We start from the raw sequence: 22,788 nt of genomic DNA, 5'->3' as shown, positions 1-22,788 counted from the left end.
ATAGCGGTCACCTCCGTCTTAATACAAGCTTTCACCCGTTGTTTTTTTGCTTAAAACGTTACCCGTTACAATAAAGATGACACCTACTAAGGCTTTGAAAAGGCCGATTGCTGTCGTATAGCTGAATTGTTGGCCTAACAATCCTGCGGTGTAAATGTAGGTATCCAGAATTTCACCATTTTCTTTATTCAGCGGATTCAAGAACACATACACGCGCTCGAAGCCGAAATCTAAGAATTTACCAATGTGCAGCAGGAACAAAATCATAATGGTTGGCAGCAGCGATGGAAGCGTTATCGAAATTGTCTGTCTCCAGCGGTTTGCCCCGTCCACTTCCGAAGCTTCATATAGATCTGGGTTAATTCCCGCAAGCGCGGCCAAATAAATAATCGTGCCGTAACCCGAATCCCGCCAAATCCCTGACGAGATCAAAACCGTGCGGATCCAGGATTCCTCACCCAAGAAATAGATCGGTTCGAAACCAAGCCAAGTAATAAAATGGTTCACTGCACCAGTCGAGGGAGAAAGAATGCCGATAGCAATCCCGCTCACGATAACCCATGACAGGAAGTGAGGCATGTAAACGACCGTTTGCAAAACCCGCTTGTACAACACAACGCGCAGTTCGTTAAGCAAGAGAGCGAGGATGATTGGCGCAGGGAATGCTAGCACTAAATCGTAGATACCGATTAGAACTGTATTTTTCAGAATTTTGATAAAGTCATAATGGGCAAACATCCGTGCAAAATGCTCGAAACCTACCCATTTGCTGCCGGTGAAGCCGTCAAAAATGTTGTAATCCTGAAAAGCAATGACTGAACCCAGCAGCGGTACATATTTGAAAATAATAAAATATAAAATCCCCGGTAATGATATCAGATACAGCGCCCTATATTTCCAAAACGTTCGCAGAAAGGACTTGCCCTTTTTCGTCTGCACACGCTTATTCATCTGTTCTACTGCTTGCGCGCCTACCGCCATCATCTAGCCCCCCTCACTATTTCTTCGTCGATGTTATACCCCTATGGTACCCTGCTAAAGCGCTTGCAACAATGGAATGTCTTTTCACCGACTTGTGTTTTTTTTAGGTTTGGGGAAGAGGGCCGCCGCGTGTGGGAGGACTTTGCGGTATCTTTTTGGTCGGAAAAGGTGGGAATTAAGCACATTTTGGCTGAAAATGTGCTGATCGACAGCTCAGGCGACAGGATTTGCTGTAGCTGCACTTTGTGTAATAGAAGGGCTGGCGGGCACCTACACCACTCTATGTTGCACTTTGTGCAACAAAAAAGCGGATTATGCGCACCTACACCACCTACACCGCGCTATGTTGCACTTTGTGCAACGATTTTGCTAAAAAAGGACTACTCCTGGGGCGATTTTGCTAAAATGATTGTACTTTGTGCAATGAGAGTAAGGTTTGTGCTGTATATGCCGCTTCTATGTTGTAGAAAGTGCAACGTAGACTAGTCGTGGAGTGGAGGGGCTCGCGGTAAACAGACCCTCTTCCACATCTACTCCCCGTCGCTCGACGTTTCGTTGGATGAACTCCAATGAAACTACGCTTTCTCGACACAAATCCTCGGTTTCATTGGATGAATTCCAACCAGTCGCAGTGAAATCGCCTTATAATGGCGCGAATTCGAGAACCTCGTTGGATTTAGTCCAACGAACCGTGCTCAGAAGCACGCCAAATCGCCCCTTCATTGGATTTCATCCAATAGGGATTCGCTCACATATGAGCTCAGGGACGCAGCACCCACTTACCCCCACACCAACACCCCAAAAACTAAATACACCCACACCACTCTATGTTGCACTTTGCACAACAAAAAGCTGATTCCGGTCACCTACACCACCCTATGTTGCACTTTGTGCAACAAAAAAGCTAATTGCGGGCACCTACACCACCCTATGTTGCACTTTGTACAACGATTTTGCTAAAAAGGACTACTCCAGCGGCTATTTAGCTAAAATGATTGTACTTTGTGCAAGGAGAGTAAGGTTTGTGCTGCGTATGCCGCTTCTATGCTGCAGAAAATGCAACGTAGACTAGTGGTGAAGTGGAGGGGCTCGAGATAACCCTCCCTAAAAAACTGATCACGAGCACCCACACCACTCTATGTTGCACTTTGTGCAACAAAAAAGCTAATTGCGGGCACCTACACCACCCTATGTTGCACTTTGTGCAACGATTTTGCTAATAAAGGACTACTCTAGCGGCGATTTAGCTAAAATGATTGTACTTTGTGCAATGAGAGTAAGGTTTGTGCTGCGTATGCCGCTTCTATGTTGTAGAAAATGCAACGTAGACTAGTGGTGAAGTGGAGGGGCTCGAGGTAAACACACCCTCTTCCACATCTACTCCCTCATCGCTTCGACGTTTCATTGGATGAGTTCCAATGAAAATACGTTTTATCGACATAAATCCTCAGTTTCATTGGATGAATTCCAACCAGTCGCAGCAGAATCGCCTCATAATGGCGCCAAATCAAGCACCCCGTTGGATTTAGTCCAACGAACCGCGAGCAAAAGCGCCCCTAATTGCTCCTATATTGGATTCCATCCAATGAGGATCCACCCACTCACTTACGATGGACTCGCTTGCCCCCACTCACCCACCACACCAGCCCCAAAAACAAATAAAAAAGCCAACAGCCAAAGTAGAATTTCTACTTTAACTGCCAGCTCTGGCCTTATAACCTAGTCGATTTCCAACGTTTTGACGAGGCTTCTTTTCAATTTTATAGGCTTCAAATCCTTGAATCGGATGAACTTTTTCGTATCCTCACACCAAATACGGAACTTCAGGGATTCTAAGCTCGTGATCAGCGTAATGGTCTGAACGTTGCGGAGCACAGCGCTTTTGTTATGAACCTTTTCCAAATAATAGTTCGGAACTCGCGGGCTCAGGTGATGAATATGGTGAAAGCCGATATTACCCGTGATCCAATGCAGCACTTTAGGCAACTTGTAAAAAGAACTGCCATGCATCGCCGCTTTGACATAATCCCATTCGGGTTCATTTTCAAAATAAGTCTCTTCGTAGTTATGCTGCACATAAAACAGCCAAATCCCCATCATTCCCGAGACAAAAAACATCGGACCTTGAATAAGAAGAACAGACTGCCAACCAATTGCCCAGCACAGTAAAGCTAAACTTCCCACGATGCCAACATTCGTGATATACGTATTCATACGTTCTTTCATGCCCGCACGCTTGCGGTTAAAACGATAATCTATAAGAAAAATGAAGACCGGTCCAACGATGAACATGATCAGCGGATTGCGGTAAAGTCGGTATGTGAGTCTTTTTTTCCAGGAGGATTTTTGATATTCATCAACGGTAAGCGTCCAAATGTCACCAACACCTCTACGGTCCAAATTACCGCTGGATGCGTGATGAATGGAGTGCGTGTAACGCCACTGATGGTAAGGGACGAATGTCAGAATACCTGTCAATGTACCGACAATTTCATTAGCCCACTTATTTTTGAAAAATGATTTATGACAGCAATCGTGGAAGATGATAAAGATGCGCACCAAAAACCCAGAGGCGATAATGTCGATCACGAGCGTAAGCCAGATCGAGACGGAAAGGCTTAAATATGCGAAATACCATAGTGCAAAAAAGGGAAGTACCGTATTAATAATTTGCCAAACGCTGTGCCTCATATGCGGCCTTTCGTAGGGTGCGATGTCAGAACGCCATCCGTTTTTATCATCATGCTTCATTCAGTTTAGAACTCCTTCTCTCCACATCGTGTCGGATCTGATTTGTTGTCACTGTTGTAGTACGTTGCAGATCAAATAAAGTTCCCTTATACGGAAAGAAATATTACACCGCTCTCTCATCATACGGTTGAAACCGCTTTTTGTAAAATGCAATATAAGTCAAACAAGGCCGCCTCGGGCGCTAACGACGCCGTCGAACAATAAATAAAGCTGCCAGCCCAAGCAGAATCTCTGCTTCAAGCTGACAGCTTTTGGACTTATCACCCACCGATAAAGAATCTTGCGGGTGAGGAAGGTCTTTTACACATGAACAGGGCTGGTTTCCTGCCTCTTCGCAGCTTCAAGTCTGCTTGAACCCACGAACATCGCGGTAATGAAGCCAATAATACCTACGCAAATGCTGAGGATGAACCCGTGATTAATTGCGGTTGCCAACGCGCCTTGCAGGAACTGACGGATTTCCGGCGGAATCGTTCCGCCTGCATGCATAAGCAGCTCTGGATTCGCCAGGGTGCTGATTTTATCAGAGGGAATGCCTGCTTTAGCCGCGCCGTCTGCAATGAGGTGACTCAAATTATTATTGACAATTGTGGACATAATCGACGCGCCCATGATTCCCCCAATGCTGCGCCAGAAGCCAACGACCGAGGAGCTGACTCCCATGTATTTGGGGTCGACATTTGCGGCGATCGCACTTTGCGCAACGCTCATCAACGGTCCGACGGCTCCAAATCCAAGCAGAATCATAAGAGCAATCATATACCCGCTAGAAGCGGTCGGGCCTACCTTGGTCAGCAGTAACGCAACAACAATCGTCATTGACATACTGACCAGCAGCAGCGGACGGAAGGCGAATTTGGATTGTAAAAAGCCGAAAAGAACTGCACCGCAAATGAGGGAGGCCATCATCGGCGTCAACACGCCATTAGAGTTGGTGTGACCCAGCACCGCGACGGAGAAAATAGGCAGATACGTGATCGCAGAGAACATCAGCACACCTTGGCAGAAGACGATGATGCTGGTTCCGAGCACCATTTTATTCTTAAAAATGCTGAGTGGAAGAACCGGCTCGGCAGCCCGCTTTTCAACCAAGATAAATAAGACGGCGAAAATCACCGATACAGCGAACAAGCCAATTTCTTGCCAGGAGCTCCAAGCGTAATTTTTACCGCCCCATTCCAGTGCCAGCATGAGCGAAACGGTTGTGATAATGAGAAATACGGTGCCGAGATAATCAATTTTCGGTTTGTGTTCCGAACGTGTCTCTTTCAACGCAATGATCAGAACAAGCATAGAGGCCAAGCCAATAGGAACATTAATGTAGAAATTCCATCTCCAACCCAGATGCTCGGCAATAAAACTTCCCAGTTGTGGACCGGCTACAGAAGAAAGTCCGAAAATCGCCCCGAAAACCCCAGACATTTTCGCAGCATCCTTAGGATCGTTAAAGATCGTATAGATGATCGTGAAACTAATTGGTAACAGCGCGCCAGAGCCGATTCCTTGAATGACCCGGAATAAAATCAGCTGATCAACGCTCTGTGCCATCCCGCATAAGGCTGAACCAATCAGAAACAGGCCGATCCCGATCAGATAAAACATTTTTCTGCCGAATAAATCCGACATTTTTCCAAACACTAGCATGGTACTCGTCGCCGCCAGCATATACGCGGTAAACACCCAGCTAATTTTATCAAACACGTTGAAATCCTCGCTTAGCTTAGTAATGCAGGAAGCCACGATCGTGTTATCCAACGATGACATCAATAGGCCTAACGCCATGGCCAAAATAATCAGCTTCTTATTTGAACCAGAACCATTCATGTTAATCCCTCTCTCCTTGCGCTGAATTTCTAAGTTGAACCAGAGCCTCCGTAATCCTCTCCAACTTAGACTCATAATTCTTCATACCAATTTCAATACAGATGACTTGCGAAGGCTGCATCTCATCTTTGTACAACGAACACATGTCTTTCAATTGATATAACCGTTCCATGGTGTCAGTCTGCGCCTTCTCCAGCCACTCGATGACCTTGTTAGTACCTACATGCTCGCCAAAAAATAGTCTCATCAGGAAATCTGATTTCACATTCTCCGCTTCTACCGGGCTGTATAAGTATTCGTTGAACTGTTTTCTCCCTTTCTCTGTGATGGTGTAAACATTCTTATTCGGCTTCCCTTCCTGAAGGATGCTTTCCTTCGTCAGCAGCTCCTCCTTCTCCATTCGGTGAAGCATGGGATAAATCGTTCCGTAACTTGAGCTATAGAAATAGGAATATAAAGTTTCGAATAGTCGTTTAATTTCATAGCCAGTTAATGAACGATCCATTAATGTGCCTAAAATGACGTCCTGACTGTTCAAGGTGAGCTCTCCTCCACTAATGCTTTAATTTTATATTTCGATTGTTAATATATCATACTGATATATGTCGTGTCTATATATAAAACTCCTATATATACAGTGTCTACATATGAAAAACAAAAAACTGTCCAAAGTCATTTCTGACCTCAGACAGCATATTCGACTTCCTACCAGAACAATTCCCCATGCCCTAACAGCCGGGACAAGCCTTCCACAAAGTAATAATCGCCGTAAATCAGCGGCACATCCACGTTCTTGCCCTCCGGATAATGGCTCGTCCCATGAAGGACGAGTCCTTCCTCCGTATCGGAATCCCAATCGCCATAGTTCGTGTAGAGCGAATGCAGGATACGCTCACCCGCTTGACGGTACAGGCTGCTTTCTTGACCGTTAACCTGCTCTGCGATCAAAAGCAAGCCGCAGGCCGCACAAGCACCTGCCGATGTATCGCGATAAGCCGTGATCCCCTCCGGCAAACGGAAGTCCCAGTGCGGCACATGATCCTCCGGCAGGTTGGCCATGAAAAAGTGCGCTGCGCGCTTGGCGGCATCCAGATACCGCGCATCTCCCGTATGGAGATGACTGAGCGCCATGCCGTATATCGCCCACGCCGTGCCGCGCGACCAGCCGGAGTCAGGTGCGAAGCCCTGTCCGCCTTTCACTTCGAGCTTCTCGCCCGTGTGCGGATCGAAGATCACGATATGGTTCACTGAACCATCCGGGCGTATGAAGTGCTCTAGCGCCATATCGGCATGCCGGATGGCGATATGCGAGTACCGCGGATCTCCGGTCGTCCGGGAGGCCCAGTGCAGCAGCGGCAGGTTCATCATGCAATCGATGATGGCCCAGCCGGCATTGTCTTCCCCTTCGCGCCACGGGTTCCAGGCGCGAATATAGTTGCCCTGCACGTTGAAGCGTGCAGCGAGCAAGTTCGCCGCCAGCAAGCCGCGGCGTTTGGAGTCCTCTGCGCCCAGCAGCTTATAGCGCGCAACGCTCGTCAGTGTCCACATGAAGCCGATATCATGATCTAAGCGGTAATAATCCGCGATGACTTGATCGAGCTGCCCCTCACAGGACTCCGCCAGCAGCTTCAGCTGCTCGTCTTGTGTGTCGCGGTACAGCAGCCACAGCAGTCCCGGCCAGAAGCCAGCCGTCCACCAAGAGACAGGTTCCAGCTGGTACTCACCCTTCACGCTGGCATGCGGGAAGCGGTCTCCGATTCTTTGGCTAGTTCTCGCTACTTTGTAAACCGTCTTGTCCCAAGCTTCCTGAGCCCAATCTAATGAAGTACTCATATGTTCACATCCTTAGTTCATTTTATTGGAACGCAAATCTAAACGCGGCATGTACTTTCAGGTTCGATTCAGATAGCACACCAGGCTTCAATTTAAAATCTAACGCATAACACGTTTGCGGTTGGTCCGAATGATTCACATGATCAAGCGCCTCTACTTCCCAATCAAACAGTTCATGATCATAAGAAAGGAAGACCTTCGCTTCCGGTGTTGCCGCTATTAAAATCCGCCCATCCTCCGCTTCCAACGGATGATGCCATGCCATGAACCGCTCCACAAGTGCCGTTGGTGCTTGTGCGAACTCGTAGCTGTCCGTCACTTCAAGTGTCGGCGGCTCCGTTTTGCGCCAAGTGAATCGCCGTACAAGCTCATTAAGCTTATCAGTGCCATAGGCGCTGGATATTTCTAATGCGAAATCATCCTGCTCATCATTGCTGGTATACCTCAACACATCCGCCCGATGCTCCGCTCCAGCTTGCTGATACAAGCCGTCAATGATCGGAACTGAGTGACTTTGCGAGCCGTTGCACAAAATGTCATAGCGCTCCGGTCCAAAATATTTCCGCGAATATTGCCCGCTCCCTAGATCCGGAAGCAGCGTTTCGCCTTGCGCGTACAGGATGAAATGTCCGACGTCATTATGATTATGCGGTTCATTATTGTGCCCGCCTTTGGCCGCAAAAACATAAGCTCCCTGCTCTTGAAGCTGTCTGGACACCAGCCACTGCGCATCCGGCAAATAATAAGCCGCTGTTTGCCAAGCGCTTCCCTCGATGTCCTCTACCGACCAGAGCAAATTCCTTAACGCAGGAGCCCATCTGCTGCAGTGGTCATCACGGAAACCTGCGCGAAGCGATACCTCGGGATGCTCAATCTCAGGATAAAGCCGCTTCAAATAGCCGCTTAATCCCATAAAAATACCCGCCTCCCCTTGCGAGTCGGAGAAATTCACAACCTTCCTCCCGTGGAGGAAGCTCTTCTGCTGGAACAAGGCCACCTGCCGCACCTTGTCCGCTTGGAACCAATTGACGGCGCCGCCCGTACGCCGCAAGATCAGATCTGCGGCATACGTGAAGTAGCCGAAGCCGTACTGCCAATACATGTACCCTTCGGTACATGCCCCGTCTTCTTCGAAGCCGCTTAGGTACGAAGCGAGCGCGGGGAAAGCTCGGACCAGCACCGCGGCGAGCTCGTTCTCGTCCTGCAGCGTGTAGATCGCTGCAGCGGCAATGGAGCCTCCGCAGACGGAGGCCCAGTTGTGCGTCGCGGTCTCCCAGTGGCTGGGAGCCTGCGTCACAAAGGGCCGCAGAATGCGGCGCAGCACTTCTTCGCGGATGCGTACGCGGAGAAGCTGCGGCAGCGCGGCGCCGAGCAACGCGCTGATTTCGCTGAGCGCGAAGGCTGTCTCCGCCGCGAAGAGATCAATCGTGAACGACTCCGCGGAGCGGTTCACGAGCCCCTCCGCCGCGTATTGCTCCTCAGCGGCGGACCTCATCTCTGGGCCATGCAATATGTGCGCAGGCAAACACCATGTATACTCATCCAAAATGGATGCAATTGTATCAGAAAGCGCATCCAAATAAGGGCTGTCTGCCCCGTCTAACCAAGCTAGCAAACCAAATGTCGTCAATCGATTACGACGTCGGAAGTATACGAGCTCATATTCCCTACGAGAGCCTGTTGTGGAAAATAGACGGAACAAGGAATACGTCAGCTCCGGCATCGACTCCTGCAGAAGCTTGTCCCCTTCTTCTCGAACCTCCTTGATCAGCTGTTTGCTCTCGCTGCCTTGCAGCAAGCGCGTCTTCACTTGCAAGGGCGTTTCTGCTGGAAACAGCAGCTGAGAAAGATGATTTGGTGCAGCTAGCAGTGCTGCTTTTACCTTTTCCAAGTTCAAGTTGTCTACAGATACATTCACCGTAATTCGACCCACTTTCCCATGTCATGTGAAGGCGGCTGGCCTTCCGTCCAAGCAGACTTCCTGGATCTTACCATTTACAAGCTATATATCTTTCATTATAAAGAAAGAGAGGTCCATCGTTATCCTGTTATTTTGACTTTTTTGACTATTATCTTGACCTGTTTAGCACTATGGCGCAACATGGTAGAGAGATAGATATAGAGAACTAGACTTTACCGGAGAGGTTGGACAGAAAAATGAGTCATCAAACCGTACTAGGAAACGATGCCCCCAAAGGTCGGTTTCCGATTTCCCTGCTTTCATTAACCGCTGGCGCCTTTGCCATAGGCATGACGGAGTTTGTGATCATGGGTCTTCTTCCCAATGTTGCACAAGACTTGCATGTCACAATCTCACAAGCCGGTCAGCTCATCACGAGCTATGCCATGGGTGTAGCGATCGGGGCTCCGATTCTTGCTTTATTCACAAATAAACTGCCGCAAAAGCTGCTGTTATGCCTGTTAATGGGCGTGTTCATCTTGGGCAACGCCATCAGTGTCATCGCCCCCAACTACGCCATCCTGATGGGTGCTCGCATTGTGACAGCGCTAGCCCACGGGACGTTCTTCGGCGTTGGCGGCGTTATCGCCGTGCATCTTGTTCGGCCGGATCGAAGGGCTGCGGCCATCTCCATTATGATGGCTGGGCTTACGATCGCTAATATTATGGGGGTCCCATTCGGCACCTTCATCGGGCAGCAGCTCGGCTGGCGTGCCTCCTTTGGCGCTATTGTTCTAATGGGCATCGTCTCGCTCATTGGTATTTTGTTCTTAATCCCGCGCGTGCAGCAGGAGAAAAGCGCCGGCATTGTTCAGCAGTTTCGCGCTTTAACCCAGCCAAGGCTGCTGTTGATGCTGCTCATGGGCGCGCTGGGGAGCGGAAGCTTGTTCACGGTTTTCACGTATATCACACCGCTGCTGGAACAAGTGACGGGCTTCTCGGAGCATCGCGTTGCGTGGATTCTCGTTCTTTTCGGCTTCGGCGTCACCTTCGGCAATATCGTTGGCGGCAAGCTTGCCGATTGGAAGCTCATGCCGGCTTTGCTTGGTAATTATGCGGCTTTGGCCCTCATTCTTGTCATCTTTAATTTCACTGTTCATCTACCGGTTACCGCGGTGATCACCATTTTCGTCTGGGGAGCGGCTGCGTTCGGCATCCTGCCGGGATTGCAGCTTCGCATCATGACGATGGCGAAGGACGCGCCCATGCTGGCTTCCACCTCGAACCACTCGGCGAATAATCTGGGCAATGCCAGCGGCGCCTTTATCGGCGGGTGGGTCATCACCCATATGGGGTTGACCTATCTGCCCTGGGCGGGGGCTTTGCTGCCTGTTCTGGGGCTGCTGATTGGTTTCGTCAGCTATGGGCTGGAGCGGAAGGAGAAGCGCGCCAGCGTTAACCAAGGCGTGCAGAAGTTGGCGGGATAACTCATAGGACAAGCTTGACCCTCAAATAGCGGACTCCAATTCCCATTGGCTATAGGCGAACAAGCAAAGGGAACTACGGTACGCTATTTGGCCCAAATACAGCTAATTAGCTCGGCAAAAAGAACTACGATACGCTATTTCGCTGTTTTTCGCTGAGTTGCTGGCTCTAGCAGGCAAATAAGGCACTGTAGTTCCGCCAACACAACGGTTTATGCCGCTTTTACTAGAATAGCGGACTCCAGTTCCTCCGACGATAGGCAAACAACAAACAAGGCATACCCACAAGTAGTTTACTACTAAGGGTATGCCTTGTTCGCATGCTAGCACTGTATTAAGGCCGCTGCGTTTCCGCCGAAACCGGCTCAATCAGCTTCAATAGCTCGATGACGTCGGCTTTATCGAACGTTCTATTACCGTCCATATCATAACTCAATGGTGACACAGCAAGAACATTGGTGATATCCCACAGTTTCTCCCCTTTTTGATAAAAAAGGGACACGATATGTTCGGTCGAAGCTGTACCGTCCAAGCTGATTACTTTTACTTGGAATCGGTTCAGGCCTTCCACGAATGAAACTGGTTCACTCTGTCCGTTTATCATTTCGATGGCTGCGCCTAACTCGCCTGTCTGCGGATCCACCCGCTTCAGTTCGGTGTGAGCAGCCGCTTCCAAAGAAGCTGCATGAAAAATAAATGCAGGGCTAGCGCCATGAACAACAGCTGCGATCCACGGTGTAGACGTTAGCAATATTTTGCCATGGTCATCACCCATGAGCACAAGCTGCGCCAAGGCAGGCTGCACAACAACTGTCACTGCTTGGGACTCCGTGCCGTCAGTGATGCCACTTCTTTCGTACAGCGCAGTGAATCGGTGCGAGCCGGAGCTGACATCTGTTAGGGTAATTTCCGCTTTCCCGTATACATCGGTCGTCACCCTCGCTCGCTCCGTGCCGTTTTCTCTCAACGAAATGTACCCCGGCTGAGTCAGGTCACCGATTAAGTTTCCTACGGATACGGAGAATTGAATAGGCTCTCCAAGCTGAAAAGTGCCAGTCGGATGATTCAAAATGAGCACGGTTCCCTGAGTATTCGGTTTAACGACTTGGGTGATCGGGGTTGAAATCCGCTCCTCGTGCACCAGGTCAGGAGCGTATGCGGCCTGAATGGAGTGCGTTCCAGGCAGCAGCGCTGCTGACGTGATAGAAGCAATTCCTGCCGAGTCAAGATTTATTGGAAAGTCCAGTAAATTGCCGCCACTAAAAAGAATATGGCCAGCAGGGATCTGCGGCTCTCCATTCGTATTGCTCACATGTGCGGTAAATGTAATGGGAGTTCCATAATAAACAGCCTCCGTTACTGAAGCGGTAACCACAACGGTAACTGGGATCGGTTTAATCTGCAGACTGCTGCTGGTTGACACCCCTTCGAGGTGCTCGTTATCCCCTAAGTAGCTGGCGACGATGGTATGCGCGCCAACAGCGAGCTGCTCGGTCTCCCAAGTCGCAGTCCCATTCGTCAGCGTTAAAGCACCCGGCCAACTACTGAAGCCGCCCGTACCCGAAAGTGTTACCGTCCCTGTTGGAACGGACCCACCGCTGCCTGCATTAACTACCTGCACGGTTACGCTCACCGTGTGTCCGTAGATGCTTTCTCCTGATTGCGGTGCCACAGACAGATGAACCGTTACCAGCGCTTTGGATACCGGCTGGGTGATTGGCTGTGATGCACTCGTGATATGGTTGCCATCGCCGCTATATTCCGCTGTAATGACGAGATCGCCAACCGGCAGATCATGAGTGGTAAGCACCGAAGTGCCATTGCTATCTAGTGGAACTGGCGTTTGCAAGTCGACACCGTTATTTTTAAAAGTAACTGTACCTGTAGGTTTGATGCTAGAATTCGATGTATTTGTTACCTGCGCCGTTAAAGTCGTCGTTTCACCGACAGAAATCCCGCCCGATGACGCTAAGGTTGTTGACGTACTTGCTTTATCGACGGTATGCAAGGCAGCAGCTGATGGGCTAACCGCATGGTTAACGTCTCCGCCGTATTCTGCTTTAAATGAGTGTGACCCTGCTGCTAAACTTTCCGGCACCGTCCATTCGGCTAACCCAGAATTTAATGTGGACGTGCCCAATGTGGTTAAACCATCTTTGAAAGTAACGGTACCACCTGGTGTAATCGAGCTGCCATTGGTATTCGCTACGGATGCTGTTAACGTCAATGAAGTCCCGTAGGGGGAAGCTGCACCCGTCGCCCCTGTAACCGTCAAAGTTGAAGACGTAGGGATCAGATTAATTATCACTGGAATGGAGCTTGAACTATTAGCCGTATGTGTAAGACTTCCGCCGTAATGTGCAGTAATCGAATGGGTTCCCACGTCTAAAGCGGGAGCTGTCCATGTTGCTGTTCCCGAACTCAACGTCCCTGTGCCAAGTACGGTCGAGCCCTCCTTGAATGTCACGGTACCGGTCGGTCCAAAAATGCTTGCCGTGCCATTCGTTACGGTTGCCGTCAACGTCACAGAATTCCCGTATGTCGTGCTTCCGGGGCTAGCACTAACCGCCACTACGGTCGGTATGCCTAGCACAGATTGCGACAAACTGCTTGATGTACTGGCGTGATGCTGACCATCGCCCTCATAAGTCGCAGTGACCGAATAACCGCTTACCGGCAGCGACGTCGTCGTGAGGCTAGCGACGCCACTTCCGTTGACGCTCATGGTTCCCAGTACATTGCTGCCTTCTCGGAAGGTGACCGTTCCCCCCGGCATGACTGGACTGCTATTCGTGTTGGCGACTGTCGCCGTGAAGGTGATCGGCTCGCCAACGTAAATGAATCCCGCATTCGAGGTTAGGTTGGTATTGGTTTGAATTTTATCAACCGTATGTACAAAGGTAGACGTCTGTGAATTATGTATACCGTCGCTGCTTGAATAACTAGCCGTTATCGTATGTGCGCCGACTCCTAGGCCGGAAAAGGACATGGAAGTGTTGGCGTTGAAATTTTCAAGCTGGCCCCAAGTTCGTGTTGTAAGTGCATTGTCTTGTCCGACTAGTGTAACTGTTTTATTACTATTATCTACTGTGATATCTGTAACGTAACGATTCCCCGAAAGCCGCCAAGACTTTACCAAATTGTTATTCGCGTCAAATCCATACAAATAAACATAGAAATTATTATCCGTATCGCTGTACGCCCAATAACTCAGCCCGCCCCACTCAATAACAGGACAGTTCGCGCATGTGAATTTTTTGCCGCTTTGTGCTGGAGCAAGTCCCGAGCTCTTATAAATAACCTTCGGTTCTGCAGCAATGAGCTCCTGCGGTCCTCCGATCAGCGTGCTCCCATCGTAAAACGTAACGCTCCCTGTTGGTGTCGCACCGTCCGCTGCATGATCTGACACAACCGAAGTAAATTGCACCGAATCGCCATAATTGGACGAAGACGGGCCTGTTATCACTTGTCCTACTGTCGTAAGTGCATATGCTGCAGGCTGGTACAAGTTAACCAACAGCGCAACCAATAGAACTGCGCCAATCCTTCGCAGCTTATTCCCATTTTTCCGTTTCACCATCATTCCTCCGCCCTGCGTAACTCTAGTAAGTATACTAAATTTATCGGGTCTCAGGTGTATAAAATGAATAGAAAAAGCCATTTGCACCCTGCCAATAGCAGGTACAAACGGCTTATCTCTTCCTAAGAGTCAGATAGGACGCTCGATCTCAAACTGATCTCCCAATTTCGCATAGGAGTTGCCCGCCAGCCGGCTAACCGGTCTGAGTTTCTGCGCATCAATATGTCCCTTATCGTACAAATCATCAGCGATATGAAAATGTACCACTCTGCCGATTAACAAATCTGCAGAAGGAACGCCTTCCGTCCCCCCGAGCGGTATAGCTTGTTCAAGAACACATTCCATCCGAATGTTTGCCTCCGCGATCCCTGGTACAGCTATCTTCACACTTGGGACAGGCGTCAGGCCGGCTAATACCACTTCACTTTCTTCAGCCGGCAGTGCAGCAGCCGTTTGATTAATTTGGTCGATATAGGATTCGTCAGAGATATGAACAACGAACTCCCCTTTTGCGATGGCATTACGCGATGTATCTTTACGTTCGCCTTGTCGCCGCTGTACCGACACTGCAATCATCGGCGGATCCGCCGTTACAATCGTGAAGTAGCTGAACGGTGCAGCATTAAGCACGTCCTCTGCCGAGAGGGTCGTTACAAACGCGATAGGTCTAGGAATAATGCTGCCGATCAGCAGCTTATAATTCTCCCGTTCGGTTTGATTCGAAGGGTCGATGGCAATCACAGACATCACCCCTTTACTTGTTATTTTAAGCTAAATTTGCCTGGAACCAAGTCGCCGCTGCGTCAACTTCTGAGCGTGTCAATTGGTGACCAGCATTCTCCCAATGGACTTCGATCTCAGCCCCCGCTTCGCCTAACAGCTTCTGCAGCTCTTCGGTCTCTTCCGGCGAGCAGATCGGATCATTGCGTCCCGCCCCAATAAATATCGGGGTATCGGTTAAGTCCGGAAGCTGGATGCCGCGCCGCGGCACCATCGGATGATGCAGGATCGCACCGCGGAGCGCGCTAGGGTAGTGGAACAACAGGCTGCCCGCAATATTGGCGCCATTGGAGTAGCCGACGGCCACCACGTTCTGGCGGTCAAAGCCATGCTCTACGGCAGCTTCATCCAAGAAGTCGTTCAGCTCTTTGGTGCGGAAGATGAGATCCTCCTCATCGAAGATACCTTCCGCGAGTCGGCGGAAGAACCGCGGCATCCCATTTTCAAGCACATTGCCTCTGATGCTTAATACGGATGACGCTGGGGAGATCGCTTGAGCTAGCGGCAGAAGATCGCGCTCGGTGCCGCCGGTCCCGTGCAAGAGCACGAGCACCGGGGCCGTTACGTCCGTTCCTTGTTGGAAGATGTGTTTCATTGTCCTTCTCCCTCCAATTCACGCACCGCGATCGGTGGCAGATTACGCTCGATTTGAGCACGGTTCGCTTCGAACCAATCTGGCAGCATGATTTTCTCACCAAGCGCCTCTGGAGCCTCGTCTCTAGCGAAACCTGGAGGATCAGTCGCGATTTCGAACAGAATGCCGCCTTCTTCTCGGAAGTAGATCGCGTTAAAATATTGACGGTCCACAATTGGCGTTGGATGGTACCCGCTGTTCTGCACATGATTTCTCCATACCTCATGCTCAGCATCATCTTTGGCCCGCCATGCGATGTGGTGAACCGTACCCGCTCCGCCTGCCCCATACGCCATCGGCGTCATGTTAATGTCGATGATGTTCCCAATATCGCCAAAGGATTTGAACCTGGCGAAAGCTCCTTCTTGCCCAACTTTTTGAAGTCCCATCACCTGCTCAAGCAGCTGGGATGTTTTGTCCGGAGCCGTGCTGTAGAGAATCGCACCACCGAAGCCTTTGATTGCTTTATCGGCAGGGATGCCGCCAAATGACCATGTGCTAAGAGCTCCTTGCTCACGCTCAACGATTTCCAGTTTCAAGCCATCGTGATCATCAAATTGCAGATAAGTCTCATGGAATCTTTCTGTTTTCTCAAAGGATACACCGAATTTAGTCAGACGCGCTTCCCAGAAGGCAAGACTGCCTGTAGGCACTGCATACGTAGTGATACCGACTTGGCCGCCGCCGATACGTCCTTTGCGGGAACCGGCCCATGGGAAGAAGGTGATGATTGTTCCAGGACTTCCGTGCTCATCGCCGAAGTACAGATGGTACACTTCCGGTGCGTCGAAGTTGATTGTTTTTTTGACCAAACGTAATCCCAGAATACCCGCATAGAAATCTACTGTTCCCTGTGCACTTTGAACGAAAGCTGTTATATGGTGAATACCTGCTGTTTGTTGTTTTGTCATTTGAATACACTCCTCTTAATTAATTTTATTAGTTAGTTTAGTTATGTCCTGCTGTGTGCAGAAAGAATCTTAGAATAATAATGCATCAATGGAGTACGCGCCGGCTCCGGTTAATGCTACGCCAATCACAACGGCAAGCAGCAGAAGATTGTACTCATAACCGCCACTTGTGTTCCAGTAGCCATTCTTACCATGTACCTTGGCAATGGCCATCACCATCGTCAATGCAATTAGCAAGGATGCAACCACTGTCCCTAGACCCGCTGCAAACAATAATCCACCTGCAAATTCCATCAAACCAGCCAGAACCGCCATTGCAACCCCAGGCTTAATGCCAATGGACTCCATCCAACCGCCCGTTCCTTTCGGACCGTAGCCCCCGAACCAACCAAATAATTTCTGCGCGCCATGGGCCATAAAACTCAACCCTAGAACCAATCGGATTAATAACAAGCCTAATGCGAAACTCATAAACAATCTCCTCCATTTCAAATTTAAGAATCTTCAATTTAAGATATTTGATAAAAGTTAAAGCAGTTACTCCTCCTTTTTGAGGACAAACTACTTCTCTATTTGAAACCGTCCTGGGCGAACTTGCCGAGCTTTTTTAACAATTGACTAGCGACCTTCTTCTCTTCCGCAGTAAGGCCAGCCACCGCGCTCTCAATCACTTCAATATGCTGAGGAAAAACTTCTTCAATAAATTGCTTACCTTTAACTGTAATCTCCGCAAAAACAAGTCTTCGGTCTTCCGTAGATGTCCGGCGGACTACAAACTCTTTCTTCTCTAGCTTGTCGACCACATAGGTGATATTTCCACTGCTCATCAGCACTTTGGAGCCGATTTGTTGAATAGGCTGAGCCCCTCTATGATATAAAAGCTCCAGTACGCCGAATTCGGTCCGGTTTAATCCATGCTTGCGAATGTCGCGGTCGCCGTGCGCGTTGACCCATTCACTTGCTCTGGAAAGTGCGATATACAGATCCAAGGAATCATTTCGCTTGTCGCTCATCAGGTTCACCTCATTTCGTTGTGGTTTTGTTTGTGTTCAATGTCTTGATTTAAAGATACTTTATTTAAAGATAAATGTCAACACCTGATTTTCAAATTTGTTGTCCACTCTAACGGACTCAGCGACTGCGATTTATCCAATTAGTCGCCATTTGGAAGAGCTACCGGACTGTGGATCCGTTATTTGCTGATTGTAAGCCCCCACACATAGACTACATAGACACATCCCGAGCGAACAAACCAAAGCTGCCCTGAAAGTCATTAAATGTAGAGATAGAGAGAGAGCATTTTTTGAACTTTTGAGAGCGTCTATTGAGAATAAAGGGAAATACTACCTCTAAATAGTTGAGTAACACAGCTACAGCATGAATAAATGGAATTTCTCCCGTTAATGGGGACGATTGAGCTTGGAAGCAGGACGTAAGCATCAAATTAACGGGATTTTCTCCAGTTATGCAGTATTTCGATCCAGGATTTGCTAGAAATAAAGGGAGTTTTTCCCGCTATTCGATTCAGCTCCATAAAAAAAGAGGCTGTCCCAAGTCATCAATAACCAAGTGAGCGCCTCTTTTTTTGAACCATTTAGGACAATCTCGTCCTATGCCTTGTTTCCCTATGCCCGGACCTTAACCCACCACTGCCGACTCACCCTTCTGCAGCTGGTACATCTTCGCGTATCGGCCATTCAGCGCCATCAGCTCCTCATGATTGCCGCGCTCCGCAATCTCCCCGCGATGCAGCACAAGAATCTGATCCGCATCGCGGATCGTAGATAGCCTGTGCGCGATAACGAGCGTCGTGCGCCCTTCGCTGACAACCTTCAGCGCCTGCTGAATCAGCCCTTCGGTCTCACTGTCGATGCTGGCTGTCGCTTCGTCCAGAATGAGGATGGACGGATCGAAGGCAAGCGCCCGCGCGAAGGAAATGAGCTGCCGCTGCCCTGAGGACAACGTGCTGCCGCGCTCCACAACCTGCTCGTCATAGCCATGAGGCAGCTGCTCGATGAAAGGCGCTGCGCCGACATCTTTCAGTGCGCTTTTCACCCGATCCAAAGAAATCTCCTCATTGTAGAGGCTCACATTAAACTTAATATCCCCAGCAAATAAGAATGGATCCTGCAGTACGATACCCATATGTTTCCGCAGCGCCTGCTTCGACATCGTCCGAATGTCCCGGCCATCTATTGTAATAGTGCCTTCATTGGGTTCATAAAAGCCGAGCAGCAGGTTCATGATCGAGCTTTTGCCCGAGCCGGTATGACCGACCAATGCAATGGTCTCCCCCTTGCGAGCTTCAAAGGAAATCTTCTTCAGAACATTTTCCCCTTCTTTATAAGCAAAAGTGACTTGATCGAATTTTACAATCCCCTCTGGGCGGCTCACCTTGTCTGTTTTCTCAACCTCCTGGCCTTCAATGTCCATGATAGCGAACACTTTATCTGCGGAAACAAAGGCCCTTTGCGCATTCGTCAGCTGATCGAAAATCCCGATAATCGGCTGAAAGATACGCCCCAGATAATCGATGAACGCATAGAAGACCCCGAACGAAATAGCCGTACTCAGTGACTCCCGGCCAAAATACCAAATGACCATCGCCGTCACCAAGCTCCCGATTGTACCTACTATATTACGGGAGGACAAGGAAAAAACGCGGAACTGCTTCAATTGATTCACATAACGGTCTTTATTCAGCTCTTCGAATTCGTCCAATGTCACTTTCTCGCGGCGAAAAGCTTGAATAATCGGCATCACGACGATCGACTCGTTAATCATTGCGTTCATGTCACTAAGCCGCGCACGCATGATCGTGATGTACCCTTTCGAATATTTCAAGTGAATCTTCATAATGAGAGCGAAAATCGGCGGCAGCACCAGACAGTAGACAGCCAAGTGCCAATCCAAAATAAACAAGGCTACGAAAATACCGATAAGCTGCATGGTACTGACGACAAACGTCGCCATGAAGCTCATGAATAAATCGCGTACCGCCTCCGTATCATTGGCAATTCTCGACACAACCTGACCAATTGGCGTGGTGTCGAAATAGCGCAGTGCGATTCGCTGGATATGTCGCATTAAGTCCATACGCATGTTTTTAATGATTTGAAGCGCCGTGGACTGGAATAAATAGGCTTGCGAATAGTTGCAAATACTTGCTACTAAAAGCAGCCCCATATAGAGACCAATCAGTTTAAGCACAGAGGACATCTGGCTTGTATCCATGGTCAGATGCTTGTCGATGATCGTTTTGGTGATATAAGGTCCTGCAAGCTCGGCGCCTACTGCACAGCATAAAATGAGCAGCGCACCGATAATCCTGAATTTATAGACAAGCGCGTACGAGACAAGTCTTCTAGCCGTTGATGGTTGATTCATCCTGTTCTCCTCCTTCCTTCACCTATTCGTCTAAACTCGCTTCCATCTGTTGACGGTCCCACTGTTCCCGGTACCAACCGCCAAACTGCATCAGCTGTTCGTGCGTTCCTTCTTCAATAATCCGCCCCTCGTCTAGAACGAGAATCCAATTCGCATGGCTGACCGCTGATAATCGATGGGTTGAGATTAATGTTGTTTTATCTGCTCGTTCCTTGCGGATGTTTTGTAGAATACGACTTTCCGTCCGGGCATCTACCGCGGATAACGAGTCATCCAGCAGGAGGATCTCGGAATCGATGAGCAGGGCTCTGGCAATCGCCAAGCGCTGCTTCTGCCCGCCGGACAGCATGACGCCGTTCTCGCCGACGATAGTGGCGAGGCCTTCCGGCATTTGCTCAATATCCTGAGTAAAAGAAGCCATCTCCACCGCCCGAGCTATCTCATCCGGCGAAGCATTATGTTTGCCGAGCGCGATATTGTCGCGAATCGATTTGGACAGAAGCAAATGCTCCTGCGGAACATAGGCAACCCAGCTTTTCACTTGATCGAGCGCAATCTGCTCAATCGGTACATCAGATATCAGCAATTTCTCAGGTGGAATCGGATATTGTCGCAACAGCTGTTTGAGCAGCGTGCTTTTACCGCTTCCCGTGCGTCCTACAATGCCTAAGGTTTGGCCGCGCTCCAGCTCAAAAGACACATGCGCTAAGCTTGGGTGATTCGCGGTCGGATAAGTGAAGCTGAGATCCTTCATTTCGATGCGCTTAGGCACACTCACCACAACTGGCTTATCTACATCTACGATATCGGCCTTCTGTGTTAGGGCCGTATCCAGACGGTCAGCGGAGGCGCTTCCGCGCTGCAGGACATTGATAAACTCGCCGAAGGAAATCATCGGCCAGATCAGCATCCCGAGATAGATGTTGAACGAAACGAGCTGCCCCAGTGAAATCTCATCATGAAACACCAGATACGAACCATAGCCGATACCAATAGAGTAACTCAAGCCTACAATAAGAGAGGTCAACGGTTGAAAAAGCGCATTGAGCATCGAAACACGTTTGTTCTTGTTCATAACCTCGGATGTGACTTGATCAAATGCTGTTAAATCATGATCTTCCTGCACATACGACCGAATCACACGAATCCCGGAGATCGACTCCAGCGCATGATCGTTCATTTTCCCAAATGAAGCTTGCGCCGCGAGGAAGCGCACCCTCACCTTTTGACCCAATTTGCTGATTACAAAAGCTAGAAATGGCAGCGGAATTAGCGCTGCAATCATTAATTTAAAGGAGATGAGGGAAACCATCATGATAATAACAACCGATGCCCCTACTAACGTGGACACTAATGTCATCACGCCGTACCCCGAGGTTTGACCGATTGCCAGCACATCATTCGTAGCTAAGGCCATCAACTGGCCCGTGCTGTTGCGTTGAAAGAACGCCGGCGTCATTTTCGTCAAATGCGCTAGCAGACGGCCGCGAAGCACCTTTTCCACCAATGCCGAGTTACCGAATAAAGTCGTAATCCACACATAAGCCATGATGTATAGAAGAACAGCAAGTCCCACAAGTAAAAGGACCGTATGATTGAGCGTAGTAGCTGTCAGATTTCCATTGCGGATATGATCAATTGTATTTCCTATCATTTTAGGCGGAATTGTTGCCAGTAAATTCACACCAATCAGCAGGCCGATCGCGAGCACATAATATTTCCATCTTTCTTTGAAGAACCACCGAAGCTTGATGATAAAAGACAAGGATTCCACCTCTTTCCATGAATTGCGCACATAAATTGATTCTATAGTTTCGCTCGAATGAAGTCCATGAGGAAGTTCAGTTTAATCAAACTTTCCTGTTTCTGCAGCATGCTGGAAACTTTTTACCTTTTGAAGGACAGACTAATGACAACCTTGCATACGGAAAGGAAGTACTGCCATGAATCCTGTTATGAAAAAAAGCTTTGCCATCCTAGCCTTATCTTCCGTGATGACTGCGGGCACAGCTTACGCTGCACACAATGATACATATGCTGTAGGTTTGATAAAAGGCAACTTAACCTGCACGATCCCCATGAAGGCGGAGGCCAAAAAAGTACTAGCAACCGGCGTAATCACTTCCATTCGTAAAGACGGCGATCATGCATTGATCCACATTCAAGGTGTAGGCACAGATGGCCTTGTTCTTAACGTCGACAAAGAAACGGTCTTCCAAATGCTAGATGGCACTAAGCTTAGTCTTGCCGACTTGCATATAGGCTTAACCGTTGCGGCTGAACATTCCATGGTTATGACGATGAGCCTGCCACCGCAAACGCCAACGTCCAAGGTGACGGTATTGGATGCCAAAACGCAAGCGGGCCTGCTCGGAACTGCTGGCGTTATTGAAGAAGTTCGCAGCGAAAACAAGGATGATCTGAGCATCCGCGTGAAAGGCGAAGGCTTAACAGAAACATCGCCTAGCGAGGTCGTTCTGCATTTGACGAAAGATACCGCTATTGTTGACAAAAATGGGGATAAAGTCCAGATTTCGAAGCTTGTGAAAGGCGCGAATGTCATTGGATTCTACGGACCGGCCCTGACTAAGAGCCTGCCGCCTATCGGTACAGCTTGGAAAATCGTTGTAGTCGATAAAGAAGAATAATTTAAAAAGTTATTGTAAAAGCGGAAACCTCCTTACCAATTGGGAGGTTTCTTTGTTTAACGTGGCTGATCGCTC

The 22,788-nt window shown here is 49.1% G+C and carries 16 protein-coding genes; 2 read left to right on the top strand and 14 right to left on the bottom strand.

What is annotated here, in order from left to right; genetic code table 11:
* Window positions 1-18: 18 nt before the first annotated feature.
* The 6 genes from AC58UW_RS18755 to AC58UW_RS18730 form a co-directional block, all read right to left on the bottom strand.
* Entirely contained in the window at window positions 19-951 is a 933-nt protein-coding gene (locus AC58UW_RS18755; RefSeq protein ID WP_497422197.1) for an ABC transporter permease, read from the bottom strand.
* 1,749 nt (window positions 952-2,700) lie between these two features.
* Window positions 2,701-3,732, bottom strand: coding sequence for a Delta(5) desaturase DesA (gene desA, locus AC58UW_RS18750; protein WP_497422133.1), 1,032 nt, complete (start codon window positions 3,730-3,732; stop codon window positions 2,701-2,703).
* Between the two features lie 300 nt (window positions 3,733-4,032).
* Window positions 4,033-5,556: a DHA2 family efflux MFS transporter permease subunit gene (locus tag AC58UW_RS18745; protein ID WP_497422132.1), complete on the bottom strand. Its 1,524-nt coding sequence runs from the start codon at window positions 5,554-5,556 to the stop codon at window positions 4,033-4,035.
* A 1-nt stretch (window position 5,557) separates the two neighbouring features.
* Complete coding sequence (locus AC58UW_RS18740; protein WP_497422131.1) at window positions 5,558-6,094, bottom strand: PadR family transcriptional regulator; 537 nt, start codon at window positions 6,092-6,094, stop codon at window positions 5,558-5,560.
* 167 nt (window positions 6,095-6,261) lie between these two features.
* Window positions 6,262-7,389 (bottom strand): glycoside hydrolase family 88 protein, encoded by a 1,128-nt coding sequence (locus AC58UW_RS18735; protein ID WP_497422130.1) that lies wholly within the window; start codon window positions 7,387-7,389, stop codon window positions 6,262-6,264.
* 22 nt (window positions 7,390-7,411) lie between these two features.
* Window positions 7,412-9,322, bottom strand: coding sequence for a heparinase II/III domain-containing protein (locus AC58UW_RS18730; RefSeq protein WP_497422129.1), 1,911 nt, complete (start codon window positions 9,320-9,322; stop codon window positions 7,412-7,414).
* A gap of 224 nt (window positions 9,323-9,546) precedes the next feature.
* Between AC58UW_RS18730 and AC58UW_RS18725 the strand changes: the two genes are divergently transcribed.
* Window positions 9,547-10,776, top strand: a complete 1,230-nt coding sequence (locus tag AC58UW_RS18725; RefSeq protein ID WP_497422128.1) for an MFS transporter — start codon at window positions 9,547-9,549, stop codon at window positions 10,774-10,776.
* A 331-nt stretch (window positions 10,777-11,107) separates the two neighbouring features.
* Here the strand turns inward: AC58UW_RS18725 and AC58UW_RS18720 are convergent, their stop codons facing one another.
* The 8 genes from AC58UW_RS18720 to AC58UW_RS18685 all read right to left on the bottom strand — a co-directional run bounded on the left by AC58UW_RS18720 (window position 11,108) and on the right by AC58UW_RS18685 (window position 21,830).
* Window positions 11,108-14,350, bottom strand: a complete 3,243-nt coding sequence (locus tag AC58UW_RS18720; RefSeq protein WP_497422127.1) for an Ig-like domain repeat protein — start codon at window positions 14,348-14,350, stop codon at window positions 11,108-11,110.
* 132 nt (window positions 14,351-14,482) lie between these two features.
* A complete protein-coding gene (locus tag AC58UW_RS18715; protein WP_497422126.1) occupies window positions 14,483-15,100 on the bottom strand; it encodes a flavin reductase family protein in 618 nt (205 codons plus the stop codon).
* Window positions 15,101-15,119: 19 nt separating this feature from the next.
* Entirely contained in the window at window positions 15,120-15,728 is a 609-nt protein-coding gene (locus AC58UW_RS18710) for an alpha/beta hydrolase (protein ID WP_497422125.1), read from the bottom strand.
* Window positions 15,725-16,678, bottom strand: coding sequence for a ring-cleaving dioxygenase (locus tag AC58UW_RS18705; protein WP_497422124.1), 954 nt, complete (start codon window positions 16,676-16,678; stop codon window positions 15,725-15,727). Before AC58UW_RS18705 ends, AC58UW_RS18710 begins: the two co-directional genes overlap by 4 nt.
* A 69-nt stretch (window positions 16,679-16,747) precedes the next feature.
* On the bottom strand, window positions 16,748-17,149 hold the full coding sequence (locus AC58UW_RS18700) for a DoxX family protein (RefSeq protein ID WP_497422123.1): 402 nt from the start codon (window positions 17,147-17,149) through the stop codon (window positions 16,748-16,750).
* Between the two features lie 98 nt (window positions 17,150-17,247).
* Entirely contained in the window at window positions 17,248-17,691 is a 444-nt protein-coding gene (locus AC58UW_RS18695) for a MarR family winged helix-turn-helix transcriptional regulator (protein WP_497422122.1), read from the bottom strand.
* Between the two features lie 625 nt (window positions 17,692-18,316).
* Window positions 18,317-20,065: an ABC transporter ATP-binding protein gene (locus tag AC58UW_RS18690; RefSeq protein WP_497422121.1), complete on the bottom strand. Its 1,749-nt coding sequence runs from the start codon at window positions 20,063-20,065 to the stop codon at window positions 18,317-18,319.
* 22 nt (window positions 20,066-20,087) lie between these two features.
* On the bottom strand, window positions 20,088-21,830 hold the full coding sequence (locus AC58UW_RS18685) for an ABC transporter ATP-binding protein (RefSeq protein ID WP_497422120.1): 1,743 nt from the start codon (window positions 21,828-21,830) through the stop codon (window positions 20,088-20,090).
* Between the two features lie 178 nt (window positions 21,831-22,008).
* Between AC58UW_RS18685 and AC58UW_RS18680 the strand changes: the two genes are divergently transcribed.
* Complete coding sequence (locus AC58UW_RS18680; RefSeq protein WP_497422119.1) at window positions 22,009-22,713, top strand: hypothetical protein; 705 nt, start codon at window positions 22,009-22,011, stop codon at window positions 22,711-22,713.
* Window positions 22,714-22,788 lie beyond the last annotated feature (75 nt).

It is taken from the genome of Paenibacillus sp. J22R160, from assembly GCF_059692135.1.
This window is presented reverse-complemented; position numbering and strand designations above follow the sequence as displayed.